Source organism: Acinetobacter colistiniresistens, from assembly GCF_000413935.1.
Classification (GTDB): Bacteria; Pseudomonadota; Gammaproteobacteria; order Pseudomonadales; family Moraxellaceae; genus Acinetobacter; species Acinetobacter colistiniresistens.
Genome location: NZ_KE340379.1, coordinates 197,689 through 217,088, shown reverse-complemented (window position 1 = coordinate 217,088; position 19,400 = coordinate 197,689). Strand labels below are relative to the sequence as shown.

Annotated in this window: 15 protein-coding genes and 1 pseudogene; 8 read left to right on the top strand and 8 right to left on the bottom strand. The window is 42.1% G+C overall.

The genetic code is table 11. The features are described from left to right. The first annotated feature begins 91 nt into the window (after positions 1-91). Entirely contained in the window at positions 92-577 is a 486-nt protein-coding gene (locus tag F907_RS12380; protein WP_016651692.1) for an Lrp/AsnC family transcriptional regulator, read from the top strand. 61 nt (positions 578-638) lie between these two features. On the opposite strand, the gene F907_RS12385 is transcribed toward F907_RS12380, so the two are convergent. Beyond that, positions 639-2,069, bottom strand: coding sequence for an aldehyde dehydrogenase family protein (locus tag F907_RS12385; protein ID WP_016651691.1), 1,431 nt, complete (start codon positions 2,067-2,069; stop codon positions 639-641). A gap of 416 nt (positions 2,070-2,485) precedes the next feature. Here F907_RS12385 and F907_RS12390 point away from each other — a divergent pair, with 416 nt between their 5' ends. Further along, a complete protein-coding gene (locus tag F907_RS12390) occupies positions 2,486-3,541 on the top strand; it encodes an aromatic ring-hydroxylating oxygenase subunit alpha (RefSeq protein ID WP_016651690.1) in 1,056 nt (351 codons plus the stop codon). An 89-nt stretch (positions 3,542-3,630) separates the two neighbouring features. Here F907_RS12390 and F907_RS12395 read toward each other — a convergent pair whose 3' ends face one another. Together F907_RS12395 and F907_RS12400 are read right to left on the bottom strand one after the other, a co-directional pair. Next, the gene (locus tag F907_RS12395) at positions 3,631-5,163 is read right to left on the bottom strand and encodes a pyridoxal phosphate-dependent decarboxylase family protein (RefSeq protein WP_005269954.1); all 1,533 of its coding nucleotides are present in this window, start codon (positions 5,161-5,163) and stop codon (positions 3,631-3,633) included. Positions 5,164-5,166: 3 nt separating this feature from the next. Beyond that, positions 5,167-6,537, bottom strand: a complete 1,371-nt coding sequence (locus F907_RS12400; protein ID WP_004652118.1) for a diaminobutyrate--2-oxoglutarate transaminase — start codon at positions 6,535-6,537, stop codon at positions 5,167-5,169. 465 nt (positions 6,538-7,002) lie between these two features. On the opposite strand from F907_RS12400, the gene F907_RS12405 reads away from it, so the two are divergent. Together F907_RS12405 and F907_RS12410 are read left to right on the top strand one after the other, a co-directional pair. Further along, a complete protein-coding gene (locus F907_RS12405) occupies positions 7,003-7,704 on the top strand; it encodes an SIMPL domain-containing protein (protein WP_005269944.1) in 702 nt (233 codons plus the stop codon). Between the two features lie 166 nt (positions 7,705-7,870). Beyond that, positions 7,871-10,048, top strand: a complete 2,178-nt coding sequence (locus F907_RS12410; protein ID WP_016651689.1) for a TonB-dependent receptor family protein — start codon at positions 7,871-7,873, stop codon at positions 10,046-10,048. Between the two features lie 50 nt (positions 10,049-10,098). Here F907_RS12410 and F907_RS19205 read toward each other — a convergent pair. Together F907_RS19205 and F907_RS12415 are read right to left on the bottom strand one after the other, a co-directional pair. After that, a pseudogene (locus tag F907_RS19205) lies at positions 10,099-10,249 on the bottom strand (GFA family protein); the annotation flags it as partial. Further along, positions 10,250-10,909, bottom strand: coding sequence for a TetR/AcrR family transcriptional regulator (locus tag F907_RS12415; RefSeq protein WP_016651687.1), 660 nt, complete (start codon positions 10,907-10,909; stop codon positions 10,250-10,252). It abuts the pseudogene before it with no gap. Positions 10,910-11,020: 111 nt separating this feature from the next. Here F907_RS12415 and F907_RS12420 point away from each other — a divergent pair, with 111 nt between their 5' ends. After that, positions 11,021-11,488: a hotdog fold domain-containing protein gene (locus F907_RS12420; RefSeq protein WP_016651686.1), complete on the top strand. Its 468-nt coding sequence runs from the start codon at positions 11,021-11,023 to the stop codon at positions 11,486-11,488. A 52-nt stretch (positions 11,489-11,540) separates the two neighbouring features. Here the strand turns inward: F907_RS12420 and F907_RS12425 are convergent, their stop codons facing one another. Together F907_RS12425 and F907_RS12430 are read right to left on the bottom strand one after the other, a co-directional pair. Continuing rightward, positions 11,541-12,635 carry a fatty acid desaturase family protein gene (locus tag F907_RS12425; RefSeq protein WP_005269936.1) on the bottom strand — a complete coding sequence of 365 codons (1,095 nt, stop codon included), beginning with the start codon at positions 12,633-12,635 and terminating at the stop codon, positions 11,541-11,543. A 14-nt stretch (positions 12,636-12,649) separates the two neighbouring features. Beyond that, positions 12,650-13,717, bottom strand: coding sequence for a ferredoxin reductase (locus F907_RS12430; protein ID WP_016651685.1), 1,068 nt, complete (start codon positions 13,715-13,717; stop codon positions 12,650-12,652). Between the two features lie 140 nt (positions 13,718-13,857). Between F907_RS12430 and fabR the strand changes: the two genes are divergently transcribed. From fabR to dps, 3 genes are all read left to right on the top strand, one after another. Continuing rightward, the gene (fabR, locus tag F907_RS12435) at positions 13,858-14,553 is read left to right on the top strand and encodes an HTH-type transcriptional repressor FabR (RefSeq protein WP_005269933.1); all 696 of its coding nucleotides are present in this window, start codon (positions 13,858-13,860) and stop codon (positions 14,551-14,553) included. A gap of 90 nt (positions 14,554-14,643) precedes the next feature. Further along, positions 14,644-15,660 carry an AI-2E family transporter gene (locus F907_RS12440; RefSeq protein WP_005269931.1) on the top strand — a complete coding sequence of 339 codons (1,017 nt, stop codon included), beginning with the start codon at positions 14,644-14,646 and terminating at the stop codon, positions 15,658-15,660. Positions 15,661-15,876: 216 nt separating this feature from the next. Continuing rightward, a complete protein-coding gene (dps, locus tag F907_RS12445; RefSeq protein ID WP_005269930.1) occupies positions 15,877-16,371 on the top strand; it encodes a DNA starvation/stationary phase protection protein Dps in 495 nt (164 codons plus the stop codon). A 62-nt stretch (positions 16,372-16,433) separates the two neighbouring features. Here the strand turns inward: dps and rapA are convergent, their stop codons facing one another. Further along, positions 16,434-19,271 carry an RNA polymerase-associated protein RapA gene (rapA, locus tag F907_RS12450; RefSeq protein WP_016651684.1) on the bottom strand — a complete coding sequence of 946 codons (2,838 nt, stop codon included), beginning with the start codon at positions 19,269-19,271 and terminating at the stop codon, positions 16,434-16,436. Positions 19,272-19,400 lie beyond the last annotated feature (129 nt).

The window sequence follows — 19,400 nt, the reverse complement described above, 5'->3', positions numbered from 1 at the left end:
AATATTTCATCTACCTGTTAAATTTCGTGCATAATAAAAACGCATTTTAATAAAAATACAATATTTGTGTATCATAAAAGGATTTTATGCAATGGATAAGTTCGACTGGCAAATCATTCAGGCCCTACAAAAGAATGGGCGGCTCACCAATCAGGAAGTTGGAGATTTAATCGGTTTATCAGCTTCACAATGCTCTAGAAGAAGACAACTGCTTGAACAAAAAGGCGTGATTTTGGGCTATGCAGCGCGCATTCATCAACAAGCCTTAGGCTTTGAGGTGACGGCTATGATTCATATTAACTTAAGGATCCACGAAGCAAAATCACAACAAGCTTTTCAGGATTTAATTGAAGCAGAAGACCATATCCAAGATGCTTTTTCAATCAGTGGCGATGCCGATTTTATCTTAAAAGTCGTCGCAGAAAATCTGGAACAACTGTCTCAATTCGTCACGGAACGGTTATTGTCTTATGGCTTTATCGGGCATATAAAATCTTACATTGTGTTAAAAAAAATCAAAGAACAGAATCACTTCCTCAGCAAATCCAAAAATCATAGCCATCATCCGGCCACTTAAACCAAGTAATTGAGCAAAATAAAAAAGGCGGATATCAAATCCGCCTTAAAAATAAGCTCAATTAAAGTTTATTGATGTGTCGTGTTTGCCCAACAGTATTCTCCAACAAGCCTTCAAGGCCAAACTCAGCACCAACGCCTGACATTTTCCAGCCTCCAAATGGTGCATGGGGAACAATTTCTGCATGGGTATTCACCCAAACTGTACCACACTGTAATTGTGAAGCATAAAACTGTGCAGCATCTAGATTAGAAGACCAAATTGAACCGCCCAACCCGAATTCACTGGCATTGGCGCGCGCAATCGCGTCATCAATCTCACGATATTTCAGAATTGGTAACACCGGCCCAAACTGCTCTTCCTGCACCACGCGGCAACTTTCATCCAGCCCCTTTAAAATCGTTGGTGCGATAAAATAGCCCTGCTCAGGCACCGCCTTTTGTCCTGACCATGCCTTTGCTCCTTGTGCAATTGCATCTGCAATCAAGGCTTTTACTTTTTGATATTGCAGCTGATTTTGCACAGGACCAAAAGTGGTCTCTGACACCATGCCATCGCCGACATTCTGGGCATTGGCAATATCTGCCAGTTTTTGTGCCAAAGCCTCATATTGGCTTTCATGTACATATAAACGTTTTAAGGCTGCGCAAGTCTGCCCAGCATTTAAAAATGCCACGTTAAAAATTCGATTGGCAATTTGGTCAAGATCGGCATCAGGTAAAACAATTCCTGCATCGTTGCCACCCAGTTCTAAAGTCAGGTGCTTTAAGGTTTTTACGGCTCCAGACATAATGTGCTGACCCGTCTTGGTCGAACCTGTAAAAACAACTTTCTGGACATCAGGATGGCTAGACAAAGCCTCACCAATATCACCTTTACCTACCACGATTGAAATCACGCCCGCGGGCACTTCTTGCTGGATGATTTCACACAGTTTCAAAGTCGCTAAAGGGGTAAATTCAGAGGGCTTATTAATCACCACATTACCCGCACGCAAAGCAGGCATAATATGCCATACCGCAATCATCAGCGGCCAGTTCCACGGCGTGATTGAAGCCACCACACCTAAGGGCTGATAATGACGTTCAATTCGTTTCTGTTCACTGTCTTCAATAATATCAACTGGCAATTCTAAACTTGCGCTATAACGTGTCCAGCCAATCGCACCCTGCACTTCCATTTGTGCCAATGCCAAGGGTTTGCCTTGCTCAAGTACAATCAACTCTGCCAAGGTTTCGGCATGTTGCTCAATCCCGTCCGCAATCTTATTCAGTATGGTTTTGCGTTCCTGATGGGAACTGTGTTGCCAAGATTTAAATGCTTGCTTTGCTGCATCGACGCTCTGATTCACTTGCGCAATCGAAGCCTGTGCACATTGCGCTGCAACTGCACCTGTCGCAGGATTGATAATCTCAAGTTCGCCTGCTTCACCCAGACAAGATTGACCGTTAATAATGAGTTTAAATTGGTTTTGCATATTCAATTGTTGCATGCCTTGTTCCTTCTGTTCATTGTAATCATGATTTTTGCCTTATCTAACCTACGCTACAGGTTGCAAGTACAAAATGGATGACATCTATCCATCAAAATATTGAGCATCTATCACTACAATATGGAATTTGTGCACCACAGTTTATGCATAATTATTTCTGATTGAGATTAAAAATGCACAGTTTGTGCATAACAGCGACAATTTTCTACCTTGTCATTATAAAAACATCCAATAGGCTCTGGACAGCAAGCCGAATGCACCTCTTTCTGTAATGTCATCTTAGCTTTGGCATCGCATCAAAAATTTCAGTCCAGATCCAGTGTTCTAAAAGCAGCAACACTTCATTCAATTAATTGAAATTTCTTAGAACAGCTGGCTTCGTTATATTCAATACAAATAAGCCAGAAGATAAGAAGATGAACAGCAAAGTGATCACAAGCTTTAATCCTATAGATTTGCCCGTACATATGACGTTTTCAGCGCATGATTGGCATCTCCTTATTCAACACTGGTACCCCATCGCGCTTGCCCGTGATATTTCGGAACAGCCGACAGCAGCCATGTTGCTGGATATGCCATTGGTGATTTACAAAATGGCAGATGAACTAATTGTTGCAAAAGATATTTGTCCGCATCGCGGTGTGCCCCTCAGCTTAGGCCATAACGACGGTCAGGGCATCGTGTGTCGCTATCACGGATTACGCTTTGGGCATGAAGGAAAATGCAACCGCATTCCAGCCCATCCACAGCATAAAATCTCTGAGCGCTTTCATCTCACTACCTATGCCGCCACTGAAAGGTATGGACTGATCTGGTGTTGCTTAGCCGCTCGCCCTGACGAGGAAGCGGTTATCCCCAACATGCCCTACTGGGAAGATTCAGACTACCAACAACTGGTATGTCCATTTGTCGATTTAAATTGCTTTGCGGGTCGTCAGTTAGAAGGGTTTATTGATGTCGCCCATTTTGCTTGGGTACATCCTGATACTTTTGGCGACCCTGACGATGTTGAAGTGCCAGACTATCGCACCACTGAAACCAGTTATGGATTCAGTGCGGATTATATCAGCAGTGTCGGTCGCTATCCGATCGGGACAGCGCAACGCGGGCAAGACAATTTTAACTGGCTCAGACATTTTGAAATCAGCCTGCCTTTTACGGCAACACTGACCATCCATTTCCCAAATCAAACTAAACAGGTCATCATGAATGCCGCTTCTCCCGTAAGTGCGCGACAAACTCGCCTGTTTGCACCCATCTGCCGTAATTATGATAAAGATTTACCTGTTGAGGATGCCTATGCATTCAATTTACAGATTTTTGAAGAAGATCGACTGATTGTTGAAACCCAGAAACCTGAATATCTCCCCCTGGATTTATCGATGGAAGCTCACTTCCCCGCTGACCGTAGCTCAAGTATGTATCGTCGACTGCTAAGAAAAATGGGATTCAATCCAATTTTTGCGGCCTAGTCTATGCTTAAATTTAATTTTAATACGCAATAAAAAAGAGGTCTATTCAAGACCTCTTTTTTTAGTTTGATGCGTCTGCCAGATTGAAATTAATCAATCGCTGGAACATAAGTTCCTGCAGCAATTGCATCTTTAATACGATCAGCTTCTGCAAGCACAAGTGCAAGCAAGTTTTGAACGTTTTCAAGCGTTGCAACTGGGCTTAAAGTGGTCATTTTCAATGATTGAACATTACCCACTTTAGTCACACCAATATTCGCTTCACCGCGTGCAAACAGTTCATCTGCAACGTTTTGGTTCAGGCTATCGATGAACTCAGCAGGATAAGCTTCTGGTACCACACGGAACAGAACTGATGCAAATTGTGGTTCAACCAACAATTCCAGACCTGCTGTTGCTTTAATATAATCCGCAACTTCACGTGTTAATTTCACACCATGGTCAATCATCGAACCATAAAGCTCTTCGCCTAATGCTTCAACTGTCATCCATAATTTCAATGCATCAAAACGACGTGTCGTTTGTAATGATTTAGAGACAAGGTTAGGTACACCGTGTTCTTCATCATAAGCAGAGTTTAAATATTCTGCTTCATAATGCATAAAGCGATAGTTTGCTTCGTCTTTCAACAAGAAAGCACCACAGCTAATGCTTTGGAAATAATGCTTATGGAAATCAAGCGTGATTGAGTCTGATAATTCAATACCATCCAGCATTGCACGATGGTCATTTGAAAGAATCAGTGCACCGCCCCAAGCTGCATCAATATGCATCCATGAACCATACTTCGTAGTAATTTCACGGATTTTCTTGAGTGGATCAATCGCACCAGCATCTGTCGTACCCGCGGTTGCAACAACACACGCCACAATTTTGCCTTCAGACTGAAGATGCGCCATGGTTTTTTCCAGTGCATCAACATCCATCTGTGCATTTTCATTCACAGGAACAGTCACTACTGACTGGAAGCCCATACCCATCATCGCCATGTTCTTTTGCACAGAGAAATGTGCATTTTCAGAACAAATGACTTTGACGTTCTTCATCGCTTCTGCTGGGATACCATCACGCTGAACCGACCATGGCTTGCCATTTTCGTCTTTCCAGTTTTTCGAGATACACCAGTCACGCGCCAGCAATACACCCATCAAGTTTGACTGTGTACCACCAGAAGTGAACACACCTGCTTGACCTGCACCATAACCCACTTTTTGACGAAGCCAATCAATGAGTTGTACTTCCATCAAAGAACCCGCTGGGCTTTGATCCCATGAGTCCATCGATTGGTTGGTTGCATTGATCAACACTTCCGCAATCTGGCTCATCACCATGGTTGGGCAGTGTAAGTGTGCAAGTGAATGTGGGTGATGTACTTTTAAGCTTTTGTTGAGAAAAAGCTCAACCATACGTTGTAATGATTGCTGTACACCTAAACCTTGTTTTGAAGGAGCAAAAGAAATTGCTTCGCGCAAATCTTTAATGCTGCCACCCGTGTACATTTTATCATTTTGCAACCATGCTGAAACGGCAGTTACCGCCTCGCCCATTGCTGACTGATAGTCAGCAATGGATTGAGCATCATTGCAGAGTAACGCTTTACGATGTTCTGCAAAATCAACCATGAATTAGCCTCGTACTGCTTTCAATGCTTCAGCAACAGCTTTCTTGAAGCGGGCAACCGCTTCTACGCACTCTTCTTGATTGATAATCAATGGGCAAAGTAAACGAATTACAGTACCGTTACGACCACCTTTTTCAAGCAATAATTTATTGTTGAAACAAGCCGTCTGGATCGCAGCAGCCAATTGAGCATCAGCTGGTAATGAACCCATATGGTCCGCAGGTTTACGCTCGTCAACGATCTCAACACCGATCATCAAACCACGACCACGTACGTTACCAATACATGGGAATTCTTGCGCAAGTTTCTTGAACTCAGCTTGTAAGAAATCACCACGCTCTTGCGCATTTTGAGCAAGGTTTTGTTCTTTGATCACTTGAAGTGATGCTAAACCTGTACCCATCGCAAGTTGGTTACCACGGAAAGTACCCGTGTGACCTGCAGGCTGCCAAGCATCAAACTTGCGTTTAATACCCAATACTGCAAGTGGTAAACTACCACCGACTGCTTTAGACATCACTACAACATCAGGCTCGATTCCTGCATGTTCAAAGGCAAACATTTTACCTGAACGTGCAAAACCAGCTTGAACTTCGTCCAAGATTAAAACGATGTTGTGCTTTTCAGTCACTTCACGGATTTTTTGCAACCATTTTACCGGCGCAGTAACAACACCACCTTCACCTTGAATCGCTTCAAGGATCACAGCTGCAGGCTTGGTAACACCACTTTCAACATCTTCAATGAAGTTTTCAAAGAAGTAAGTTAAAGCATCAACACCTGCTTCCCCACCTAAACCAAGTGGGCAACGATATTCATGTGGGTATGGCATAAATTGCACGCCTGGCATTAAGCCATTCACCGCATTCTTGGCTGACAAGTTACCTGTCATTGCAAGTGCGCCGTGCGTCATACCATGGTAGCCACCAGAGAAACTAATCACTGTGCTACGACCCGTATAAGTTTTCGCTAATTTAATCGCTGCTTCTGTACCATCTGCACCAGATGGACCACAGAACTGTAGGCAATATTCTTCTTGACCGCCTGGCAAATAAGCCAAAAGCGCTTCAGTAAACGCATCTTTTAAAGGAGTCGTTAAGTCTAAAGTATGCAATGGCAAACCACTTGCCAAGGTGTCTTGAATACTTTGAATCACCGCAGGATGATTATGGCCCAAAGCCAATGTTCCTGCCCCAGCTAAACAATCAAGGTACTCTGTACCTTCAACATCAGTAACCCAACAGCCTTGTGCTTTTGCTATCGCTAACGGTAATTTACGTGGATAACTACGAACATTCGATTCCATCTGACTTTGGCGAGTCAGATAATATTCGTTAGTTGCATTAGCGGCAGGATTTACGGAAGTAACGCTCATATCGAATTACCATCTCTGATATGGGTAAAAGAAATAAGTCTGGTGACTTGCGGTCGTTTGACTCGGTGCTTTTTAGAATCTAGTGCAGACACTTGTTTATATCTTTCAACTAGGAGCGAGATGATACCTAATTTTGAAATAAAATAAACACTTTTTGTGTCTTAGCTGCATCTAAACGTATTGAAAAGATGTCTCATTCCAATAGTTATGATGAATTATCATCATACTATGTGACAAGCTAAAGAAAGTAAGCTTTTTTTAATCCCGCCTGCGTTTTTAGATAAATGGTCAAATCAATACATATAATCCTTTAATTTATAAAAGTTTTTGTTTTATTTTTTAGTTGCAAAACACTGCTAATCCCTTACAAAGTCACCACAAAATATGCTGAAGTTCACCATCAGTTCTTTTTAATATCGGATGAGTAAAAATAATTTTTTGATACCCAATTCTAAGGACATTTTTATGCGTACTTTAGCACTTGCTACATTAATGATCGGGGCAGCATTAAGCCCAAGCCTTTTTGCTCATGAGACTGAGAACTTGAACTACAACATTGTCAATATCCAAGCGGATGCCTCACGCCAAGTCGCCAACGATGAAATGCGTGCAGTATTATTTATCGAGAAAAGTAACAAACAACCTGCAGAACTGTCTAGCCAGATCAACCAACTGATGAATCAGGCGCAAGCGATTGCCCGTAAATATCCACAAGTTAAAGTCGAAACAGGTGCACAAAGTACCTACCCTGTGTACGACAATGACAGCAATAAATTGAAAGAGTGGCGTGCTCGTGCTGAAATCCAACTGGAAAGTAAAGACTTTAAAGCAGCAAGTCAGTTGATCAGCGAGTTACAACAGAGTTTCCAAACTCAATCGGTTAACTTCACTGTCTCTGATGAACAACGTAAAAAAGTTGAAAATGAGCTGATGATCGAAGCATCGAAAAACTTCCAACAACGCGCACAAGCCATTACCCAAGCATGGAACAAAGGTCAATATAATCTGGTCAGTTTAAACCTGAACACCAGCAATTATTTCCCACAACCGATGATGCGTGGTGGTATGGCCAAGTTTGCCATGGCTGAGGCTGCACCTGCACAAGACATGGCCGCAGGTGAATCAAAAATCACGGTCAGTGCCAATGGTTCAATTCAATTTAAATAATAGCTCTGATAACAACAAAAAACCGTGCTCAAGCACGGTTTTTTTATCTGTACAGGAATATTTATATAGATAATATGAATTTTAAATTAAACTTAACTAAGCAATAGCTATAAACGAGAACAATAATCAATTAAGATAACGACTCAAAATAACTCCTCCAATTCAGATGCTCGGCAATCAACCTATGACGTGTTCGTTTTCTCATCCTGTTTCTTTTTCCAAATTTAAGCCCTCTGCCCTAAACTGTGCAATCACAGCCCTGATCAGCTGTGTTACTTCCACAACATTTGCAGCTGACAACCAAAGTAATACCACACAAACACTTGCCACCATTTCCATCCAAGCCGAAGGCAACTGGTTAGAACAAGCCAATGCGAAAAAAGTGCTCAACCACCCTGGTGCTCGTACTGTGGTTGATCAACAAAGTTTAGAAGCACGCGGTGCTACCTCGGTTAAAGAAGCGTTACGTACCGTTCCCGGTGTTCAGGTTTCTGAAAATTCGGGTACATCTGGCAGTGATGCATCTTTAAGTATTGGTGTTCGTGGCCTGACTTCAAGATTTTCACCCCGTTCGCAGTTGATGATTGATGGTGTACCTTTAGCGGTAGCACCCTATGGACAACCCCAACTTTCTTTAGCCCCAACGACTCTAGGCAATATGGAGTCGATTGATGTGGTTCGTGGTGCAGGCTCCGTCCGCTTTGGGCCGCAAAATGTCGGTGGGATTATCAATTTTAATACGCGCAGCATTCCAGAGAATTTTGCAGCCAGTGTCGGTATGACCACCGAAGTAGCTGAGAATGGCAACTTAAAAGTCAATCCAAATCTCTTTATCGGAACGACTTTAGACAATGGACTCGGTCTGGCTTTGCTCTATTCAGGCGTGAATGGTGATGGTTATCGTGACCAAAATGATTATGCCAATATCAATGATCTACGTTTAAAAGCCAGCTATGCCTTAGATGATTATTCAAGCATTGAAGCAAATCTACATCGTTATGAAGCCAAGGTGGATATGCCTGGCGGCTTAACCCCTGCGCAGTATGCGCAAAACCCCTATCAGTCTTTGCGCAACCATGACTATATGGAAGGCAACCGTAACGACATCTCACTCAAATATAATTATAAAAAAGACAATAATGCTTTTGAAGTTCTCACCTACCATCTTGATAGTTATCGTGATGCGGGTGTAGAACGTAGCGGCTCTAGCGTCTATCAAACTGCACCACGTGATTATAAAGTGACTGCAATTGAGCCACGCTATTCACATGCGTTTCAGCTCGGCGACACCCTAAATGAAGTGTCTGTCGGTTATCGCTATTTAAAGGAAACAAGCAGTGAATCCGTTGATCGCGCCAATTATAACCGTGACACAGGCCCAAGTGATTTTTATGGCTGGACCAAAGCCGATGGAGACACTGAAGCTCATGCTGTCTATGTCGATAACCGTACTGATTTAGGCGCATGGTCGATTACGCCAGGGATTCGTTTCGAGCGAATTAAAACCAATGAAAACATGTATAAGTTAAACCGCGATTATTCAGTTCTGAATGGGGTCAATGCCAGCAAGTCCTATGACGCTGTGCTGCCAAGCTTCGCGGTGATGTATAAAGCCAATGATCAGTGGAATATCTTTGCCAACTACGGCAAATCATTTGCACCACTGCAATATAGTCAAATGGCCAATACCAATGCCAGAGGTGCTTATCTGACCATGGATGGTTTAAATCCTGAAAAAGCAGATAATTATGAAATCGGTACGCATTATCTAGATGATTATTTATCACTTGAATTCACCCTGTTTTATATTGACTTCGCCGATCAGCTCAAGCGTGATGATGCAACACAAACCTATTCAAATTTGGGCGCAACCAAACATAAAGGTGCTGAACTCGGCTTTAAATATAATCTAGGGGCAATCAATGATGACCTAGCCAATATCTCGATGTATGCCAATACCACCTATACCAAAGCAACCGCGTCGGCAGGGCAAGACTCAGGCAATGAATTAGATTTCTATTCAAACTGGATCGGCAATGCTGGGATTGATTACAAACATGATCAATGGACCTTCAATACCAATCTCTATGCCCAGTCAAGTCAAACAGCCTCAGGTAACATCAATGATGGAACTGGTCGTTATGGCAATATTCCAGGTTACGGTATCGTTGGCGTTCGTGCAGCTTATGATTTTGCCAATACGCCCTTCTCAGGCTTAAAAGTTGGCTTGGGTGTAAAGAACTTATTTAATCATGACTACTACACCCGCTCAGCAGATCAGGTTGGTGGCATCTACGCAGGCCCTTCTCGTACCTATTATTTACAGACCTCGTTTGATTTCTAATTTAATACGGTCTACACCTAAAAGCAGAAAACACCTGTTTTCTGCTTTTTTTATTGATTCATCTCAAAATAACTCACCAACTCCAGCATATTAGGTAGCTCGTCAAATTCAGTAAGTTTTTGATGAATTTCGCCCCAACTCACTTTAGAGTTCATACAAATTTAACTCAAGTTCAGGGATAAAATCCTCCTGAACCCGTCCTTAATTATGACCCTGATGGTTTTGATCTAATGGAACTTTGCTTAAATGTTGTAAGGAATCCCAAGCCGCCTGTGCCAAGCTTTCTCTATACATTTTAGGGTTGGTCACCACTTTTCCAGACAACCAAGCGCGACAATAGCTTTCTGTTGCACCAATTACCAAAGACATCATTAACTCGGGTGGTACTGATTTTAATAAACTGGCATCTGCATAATTGGAAATATAGCCGACAATCTTTTGATTCCTAAGTTTATTTTTATCATTTAAGCTTTGCCCATACTCACCCTGCCGCACACTAAAATGAGCAAGTAATAAAAACTGTGCAAACTTGGGCTGATCAGAGACCCAATCCGTATAACTATAAATCAGCGCATCGAGCAGTTCTTTCAGCGACTTTGCTTGTTGTAAATATTGATCTCGCAACTGTGCCTGATCATCTAAAGCAGCAAATACCAATGCTGCAACGACCCCATCTTTATTCTTAAAATGATGATAAATAGCCCCCACACTACTGTCAGATTTTTCCCGAATCATTTCAATACTGGTGGTTTCCAAACCATGTTCAAGAAAACAAGACAATGCATCTAACAGAATTTGTCTTTTTAGCAACGATCGACGTTGTGGATATAAGCGTTCCAATAACTGCTGTGCCGTTTGCATAGTTCAATCAAATTTACCAATAGTCGGAACTATTGTGTATGACTTGACCGCAACTTGTAAACAGAATTATATTCTGTAAAAGAATTTAATTCTGTCACAGGAAATCTGACCATGGCTTCAACCTTAGAATTGTGGAATAAAGTCTCAGCCTTACCTGCAGGAAAGTGGACATTCACTCGAATGCTATGTGTTAAAGCACCTTATTTCAGTAGTATCTCGCCTTTGTTTGAAGAACTAAAACCCAATTCTTGTAGAATCAGCATCAAGAAAAAGCGTTCTGTGCTGAATCATATTGGTACGGTACACGCAATTGCGATGTGTAATATGGCCGAACTTGCGGGTGGCACCATGACTGAAGTCACGGTTCCCAACACACATCGCTGGATTCCGAAAGGTATGACGGTTGAATATTTAAAGAAGGCCGAATCTGATCTGGTTGCGATCGCCACCCCTGTTGATGACCATTACGATTGGGACAAAGCTGGAGAATACTTAGTCAATGTTGATGTCCTTGATCAGCACAACGAAAAAGTTTTCCATGCCACCATTAACATGTGGATTTCCAAAAAGAAGAAATAAAATAAAAAAGCCCTGAAGCAAATGCATTCAGGGCCTTTTAAGGCTTTATCGCCTACTTTTTAAAAGGCAGTGCATATTTAAAAATACGCCCAACGACTTCACCAAACTGTTTCACAAAACTGGCATTGTTATAATGCAGACCATATTTTTCACACACAGCTTGCACTTTTGGAGCAACCTGACGATAGCGACGCGCGGGAATATCCGGAAATAAATGATGCTCAATCTGATGACTCAAATGCCCTGTCAAAATATGAAAAGCTTCCGATCCCGTTAAATTTGATGAACCACGGATCTGGCGCATATACCAATGGCCACGGCTTTCATCTTTTAGAATTGTCTTCGGAAAAACCTCAACATCCTTGGTAAAGTGCCCACAGAAAATAATACTGAATGTCCAGACATTACGAATCCCATTCGCCACCAAGTTGCCGGCAAACACAGGAAGTGCTGCTGGGCCTGCAATCAATGGAAAGAACACATAGTCCTTGAACATTTGCTTCATGATTTTCTTTTGCGCAGGCTGCCATTCACGTTTGAATTCAGCCATGCTTTTACGCTTATACAGCACTTTACCCAATTCAAGGTTTTGGATTGCTACGCCCCATTGGAACAGCAAACTAAATGGCACAATGTACATGGGTTGGATCAAGGTAAATTTCGACCAACGCTGCTCAGGGAATAAGCGGAACACGCCATAACCGACATCATCGTCCATGCCTTTTACATTGGTATAGGTATGATGTTTATAATTATGGGTTTGACGCCAGTTATCTGAAGTTCCGACCGTATCCCATTCATAGGTTTGGCCATTGAACTTCGGATCATTCATCCAGTCATATTGACCATGCATGACATTATGACCCAACTCCATATTTTCCATGATTTTGGCAAAGCCAAGTAAGCCTGTCCCGAGTAACCATGCTGGTGGAAACCATCCCAAGAACAGGCAAGCACGCCCTGCTAAACTGCTATAGCGAATGGTAGAATAAACACGGCGGATATATTTTGCGTCTTTTTCACCCAAATCATCCAATACTTCTTGTTTGATTTGATCCAGTTCACGAGCAAAAGCATCTAGTTCTGCGGCAGTTAAATCACGATTTTTTGGATTTTTAAAAAATTCAATTTTAACAGGCATGTTCATAATCAATTACTCTCTTATAGATCAATCACAAGATCAGACTGGGCTGAATTAACACAAATTTTTAATAACTGCGTTGGTTCATTATTGGCAGCACCATTCAACAAGTTTTTGGTCGCACCCTGTGCCTTGTTACACGCACATTTATTACAAATGCCCATCCGACAACCATGTTTAGGCTTAATGCCTTGATGTTCCAAGCTTGCAAGAATTGACTGCCCTTTTGGAATGGCAATGGTTTTATTGGATTGCGTCAAAGTGACATTAATAAAACCGGTCTCGGATTGCTCTTGCTCAAATTGGCTTAAGCTAAATGCTTCTGTGTGCAGTGCGGCAGCATTCTGAAACAGACTTTCTGCTGTTGCAGCAAAACCTGAGGGACCACAGGCATACACGGTGGTTTCATTTAAAGATGTCAATTGATCTACATGACTTTGGTTTAAACGTGAGTCTTGCTCTTGGGTATAAAAAATTTGAGCGCTAAAATTTGAAAAATTTTCTGACACTTCTTTCAGATATTCAGCATAAGCTGCATCTGCATGGGTTTTTACCCAATACATCAATTGAACCACCGTGGTATTCAACTGTTTTGACTGACACAAAGCTTCAATCAAGCTCAACATCGGCGTGATGCCACTTCCTGCAGCCAGCAATAACAAGTGAGGAGTCACAACCAATTGTTGCATCTCACCGTAGGGTTGTCCCAAACGTAGCATGTCACCAGTTTGACTTTGTTCAACCAACCACGAACTCACCAAACCTTGATCCACTTTTTTCACGGTTAAACAAAGATGATCGGCATCGACTTGCATCAAGCTATAAGTTCGTTCGTAATGACGCCCTGCGATATCCACAGTCACTGGATGATGCTGCCCTGCAACCCCGCGAACGACATGTCGATTGCATTGCAACATTAGACTGACCGTATCTTTTGCCACAATTTGTTTTTTTACGATTTTAGCAAGAGGCTGATTAATGGACCACAATGGATTGATTTTCTGTAACCAAAAATTGGCGTCATGGCTATTCATGACACTTTGAGCCAACGAATTAAATAGAGAATTTCTCTTTTCAATTGCTTGCATGAGCAGTTTTACTCTGGTTGTTTGCTAATTATTATACATATGTATATATATTTGTATATACACTCGTATAAGAATTTACATTTCACAAGTCCACAGACAATCGTTATAATCCCGAGTAGCTTACTTATATATTGAAAACAATGGTTCATTCTTCTTTTTTACCGCTCGGCCATGACAACGTAAACGAACAAGATGTCATTCCCATGAAATCTCCTGTGCGCTCTGTAGGTAGAAAAGCAACCATTACCAAAGAAGAGTTGTTTCAAGCCACACTGAATCTCATCGGCCCACAAAAAAGTATTGCGTCTCTCAGCTTACGTGAAATTGCACGTGAAGCTGGTATTGCACCCAATAGTTTTTATCGCCATTTCAAGGACATTGATGAACTGGCTATTGCCTTGATTGATCAATCTGGCTTGGTGCTCCGCCGCATTATTCGGGAAGCACGCTTACAGGCCTCAAAACAGCAAAGTATTATCCGTAGTTCAGTCGAAGTGTTTATTCAACAATTGAATACCGATGAAGGCAACCTGAGTTTGTTATTACGCGAAGGTTATACGGGCTCGACTTCATATAAAGCAGCGGTTGATCGCCAACTCAACTTCTTTCAGCAAGAGCTTCAAGAAGACCTGATTCGTTTAGAACAAATGAATAACAGTAAAATCAGTCATGCTGATCTTGTCGCTAAAGCCATTACTCAATTGGTGTTCAATATGGGTGCAAAAGTGTTGGATTTGCCTGTTGAGCAGCGTACCGAAGTCGCTGAACAGACTATGGTGATGATTCGTATGATTCTAGAAGGTGCACGTCATATTGATAAAATGGAAATTGATTAAGCTTAATTATCGGCTTAAACTCTCCGAATGTAATCAAAATCATACTTTTGTCCTTTAGCATAACAACAACTCAAATCAGGCATATAGATCATGAATCTACTTAATGACCGTCAAAGCATCATCGCCAGTTTTATTCTGATGTCTTTATTTTTAATGATGGTCATTCCCTTGCATCTGCTGCCGAGTTTTTTTGCTGGTTTTTTAGTCTTTGAAATTATTAATAGCTTAAGTTCAATTGTTGAGAAGCATATTGATGGACAACGGGCACGAATCTTTATCAGTATTATCTTAGGCGTAGCCACTATCGTATTACTGGGTTTCTTTATTACCAGCCTGATTAGCTTTGTAATCTATGATCTAAAAGGAACTGGCCTCAATTCATTTAACTTTAAAATTGATCAAACCCTGATTAAGTTTCAGGCGGAGATGAGTCAATATTTGCCAGGCTATCTGCCGCATAGTGTTGCCGATATCAAAAACCAGATTCTATCCTTTATCAAAAATAATATCTCGATTGTCAAAAATACAGGCACAGATATTCTGCACAACCTTGCGACCATGGTCATTGGCCTGATTGTTGGTATTTTGGTATCGATTCAGAATTTTAAACAACATGCGCCACAACCTGCATTTAAAGCTGCAATTTTGCATCGCATTCAAAAGCTATCGATTTCGTTTAAGAATGTGGTATTTGCCCAAGTGAAGATCTCCCTGATCAATACAGGTCTGTTTATCATTTTCGTTTTTATCGTTTTACCGATCTTTAATATCCACTTGCCTTTTGCGAAGACGCTGACCATTCTGACTTTTATTTTTGGCTTACTCCCTATTATTGGTAACCTGATTTCAAATACCTTGATCATCATGGCGGGCTTAACCATTTCGCTGTCTGTGGCAGCCATTGCCCTAGCTTATCTGGTGATTATTCATAAGCTTGAATACTTCATCAATGCCAAGATTATTGGTACTAAAATTAATGCCAGTGCATGGGAAGTTTTATTGGCAATGCTAATTTTCGAGTCAATTTTTGGATTAAGTGGTTTAATCGTTGCCCCTATTTTCTATGCCTATATCAAATTGGAATGCAAAGATGCAGGACTAATCTAGGCGATGCTTAACACGTTAAAACATACTTTAACCCATGCAATAATCATTGAATCTGAATTAAAACAGACATGATCAAAAAGAGAATTGATGATAAGCAAACTTACAAAAGCCTAGACAACAAAAACACTCAAGCACCTATTCAAGCGATAAGCTACTAATGAAATGAATGGTTTTTCTTCACTATGTTTCATCACATTAGAATTGAATGAGGTAACTATGAGTTCTTCAACAGCAAAAGCTTTAAAAGTATATACACGCAATAATTTAGATGACTCGATCAAAGAGTCCACGATAAAAATCTTAAATCAAATCCTTGCCAACTTAATTGATCTTTCCTTGCTGACCAAGCAAGCACATTGGAACATGCGGGGGAGCAACTTTATTGCAGTGCATGAAATGTTAGACATGTTCCGAACATCTCTGATCACTCATTTGGACAATGTCGCAGAGCGTGCCGTACAGATCGGTGGGACAGCATTAGGAACGACCCAATCAGTCGCCAAAAGCTCACACCTCAAACCCTATCCTGTGGCGATTCATGCTGTACAGGATCATTTAAAAGAACTGGCTGATCGCTATGGTGTAGTCGCCAATCATTTGCGTGACACGATTGACGAAATCCAAGATCCCATTTCCGAAGATATTATTCATGCAGCATTAGAAGATCTGGATCAATATCTATGGTTCTTGGAAGCCAATATTGATCACTAAAAAGTATTGAAAATAAAAAAAGAGGACTGTAATGGTCCTCTTTTTTATTGCATTTCGTCGCGTTAAGGTTTAACGACAACCAAAACTTGAATTGCTTCTGGTGTTACAGAAAGACCATCTAGGAGACCTAGGCCCTCTTTCTGGAATTTCTGTAAACGCTCAATTTCATCTTGGCGAATACTTGGGTTAAATTGCTTGAGATAGCTTAAACGGTCAATTTCATACTGCCATTTACTGCCATAATGCTCTTTGGCTTGCTGCATTAATTCAGGTAATGAGGTCTTGGCAATTTCTAAAGCTTGCGCATAACGAGACTCAATCACTTCACGGCGCGCTTTTACCACTTGGCGGCAACTATTGCCATCAAGATGATGCAGGTACGGACGTAAAATACTTGGGTCAATCTTGGTCGATAAATCCTGACCATTTTCACTGAGCAATACACGAATCAATTGCTTCGGTAAGCTTGATGGCAAGTTCAATGCCTTCGGTGCAACCACATCGACCTTAAACCATACTTCCAACAAGACTGAACCTTGTTTCAAGGCATTGGATTTCAGCAAGGCCACATTGGTACTACCGAATGATTGTGTGCGGATCATTTCCATCACACTTTCAATAAACGGATGTTCCAAAGTCAAGTATTGCGCATCTTCACGGATCTGCGCCTGATCACGATAGAAGGTTGCGGTCATACCTTCTTCGTCCAACGTGAGACCTTGCACCTGCATTTGATCCGTTGGCTTGATGATCACCGTACCGTTGCTTTGCTCATCAAAGTCAATATTGGTGGATGACATGAAACGCTTCACAAACATTGGCAATGTGGTGTTGTCATCATAATCTTCAAGCGCTTGTACAATGCCCTGCGCCACTATTGGACGACAAGAGTTATACTCGAGCAAACGGTCACGACCTGCCTGTAGTTCAGCTTCCAAGGCTTGACGCTGTACATTGACTTCTTCCAGTAAATCTTCAAAAGTCTGGCCTTGATCTGCCAATAAACAATCCTTCAATTCAACAATGAAGTTCTCTTGTAGCGTTTGTGCAGTCGGAGAAATATTGCTGAAAATATTGAGTGCTTCGTTATACCAGCGGAACATACGCTCTTGTGCTGTACCCATCAGATATGGCACATGAATTTGAATCCGGTTTTCCTGACCAATACGATCCAGACGACCGATACGTTGCTCCAATACATCTGGGTTTGCAGGTAGGTCAAATAAGATCAGGTCACTGGCAAACTGGAAGTTGCGACCTTCCGAACCAATTTCTGAACAGAGAAGAATCTGAGCACCATAGCTATCTTCAGCAAAGTAGGCTGCCGCTTGGTCACGTTCCAATAAGCTCATGCCTTCATGGAACATCGCGGTACGAATACCCGCATGTAAACGCAATACATTTTCAAGTGCTTCAACCACTGGCCCGCTACGCGCAATCAACAACACTTTTTTGTGTTTTAATTCTTTGCGTAACACTTCCATCAACCACGGCACACGCGGATCATTTTCCATCCATGCACCATCGAGCTGGCCTTCTTCTGGCCACATTTGCTCGCGCATTTTGCCATCAAATGACCAGTCTTCTGGTGCTGGCAAAGGCGCTGGCTGGCAATCACGACCAGGGAAGCCTTGAATCGCTTCACGGGTGTTACGGAACAGGATACGGCCTGTGCCATGACGGTCTAATAATTCATGAATTGCACGCATACGCTGTTCAGGCTGATCATCAATACGATGACCCAATAAGCCGTCCAGTGCAGCAAGATGCTCTTCTGTCAACGCTTGATCTGACATCAACACTTCCGCAATTTTAGCGGTATGTTGATATTGCTCTTCCTCATCAAGGAAACGATCTAGGCTACTGAAACGTTGCGGATCAAGTAAACGAAGACGGGCAAAATGGCTTTCAACCCCTAACTGTTCCGGCGTTGCCGTGAGCAGTAATACACCTGCTGTTTGTTCAGCCAATTCTTCGACGAGGTCATAACGATCATTACCGCCCTCTTCCTCACTCCACATCAAGTGGTGCGCTTCATCGACCACCAGCAAATCAAAACCAGCTTCCATGGCTTGCTCACGCAAGTCGTCATGGTCAACCATCAGGTCGACACTGGCAATAATGCATTGTTCAGTCAGGAATGGGTTCAGATCAGGATCATGTTCTTTGATCGAAGCAGTACGGGTTAAATCGAATAGCGAGAATTGCAAATTGAAACGGCGGCGCATTTCAATCATCCACTGATACTGCAATGAATCAGGCACTAAAATCAGGATACGCTCTGAACGTCCTGTTTTCAGTTGTTGGTGGATAATCAAACCTGCTTCAATGGTTTTGCCTAGGCCCACTTCATCTGCTAACAAAACACGTGGCGCAAAACGCTTCCCGACTTCATGCGCGATATAAAGCTGATGTGGAATCAAGCCCACACGTGCACCGAGAAAACCACGTAAAGGACTGGTGTGCATTTGCGCTTGCAACAACATCGCTTCAATACGCAGGTCATACCATTCTTTATAATCGACTTGGCTGGCCAACAGACGTTCTAAAGGTTTTGACAGCTGGATCTGTGCACCGATACGGGTTTCGTTGAGTGACTTACGCTCTTGCTCGCCATTTTCAAGCTGGCGAACCACGTCATAACGAAGCACACCATGACGGTCTTCGATCGCTTCAACAATCCACTTGCTGCCTTCTTGGTCTTGGACTTCATCGTTAACATTGAAGATAATGCGAGATAAAGGCGCATTGTTGCGTGCATAAACACGCGTTTCATCGCTTTTTGGGAATAAAATGCTGATAGAACGTTCATCTACATCAATAAGAACCCCTAAACCGAGTTCAGTTTCAGTATCTGATAACCAACGTTGACCAATAGCAAACTGCTGCAATTTTTCCACCTTTATCTCAAGTTAGCCTACATATTTTATGCCCTGACACCAATAAAAGTTAAGGCATTTTATGTAGTTTTCAACGATGTATTTTGACACAAAGCGCAATCAAATAGCGTGCATCACATCGTGTTTCAT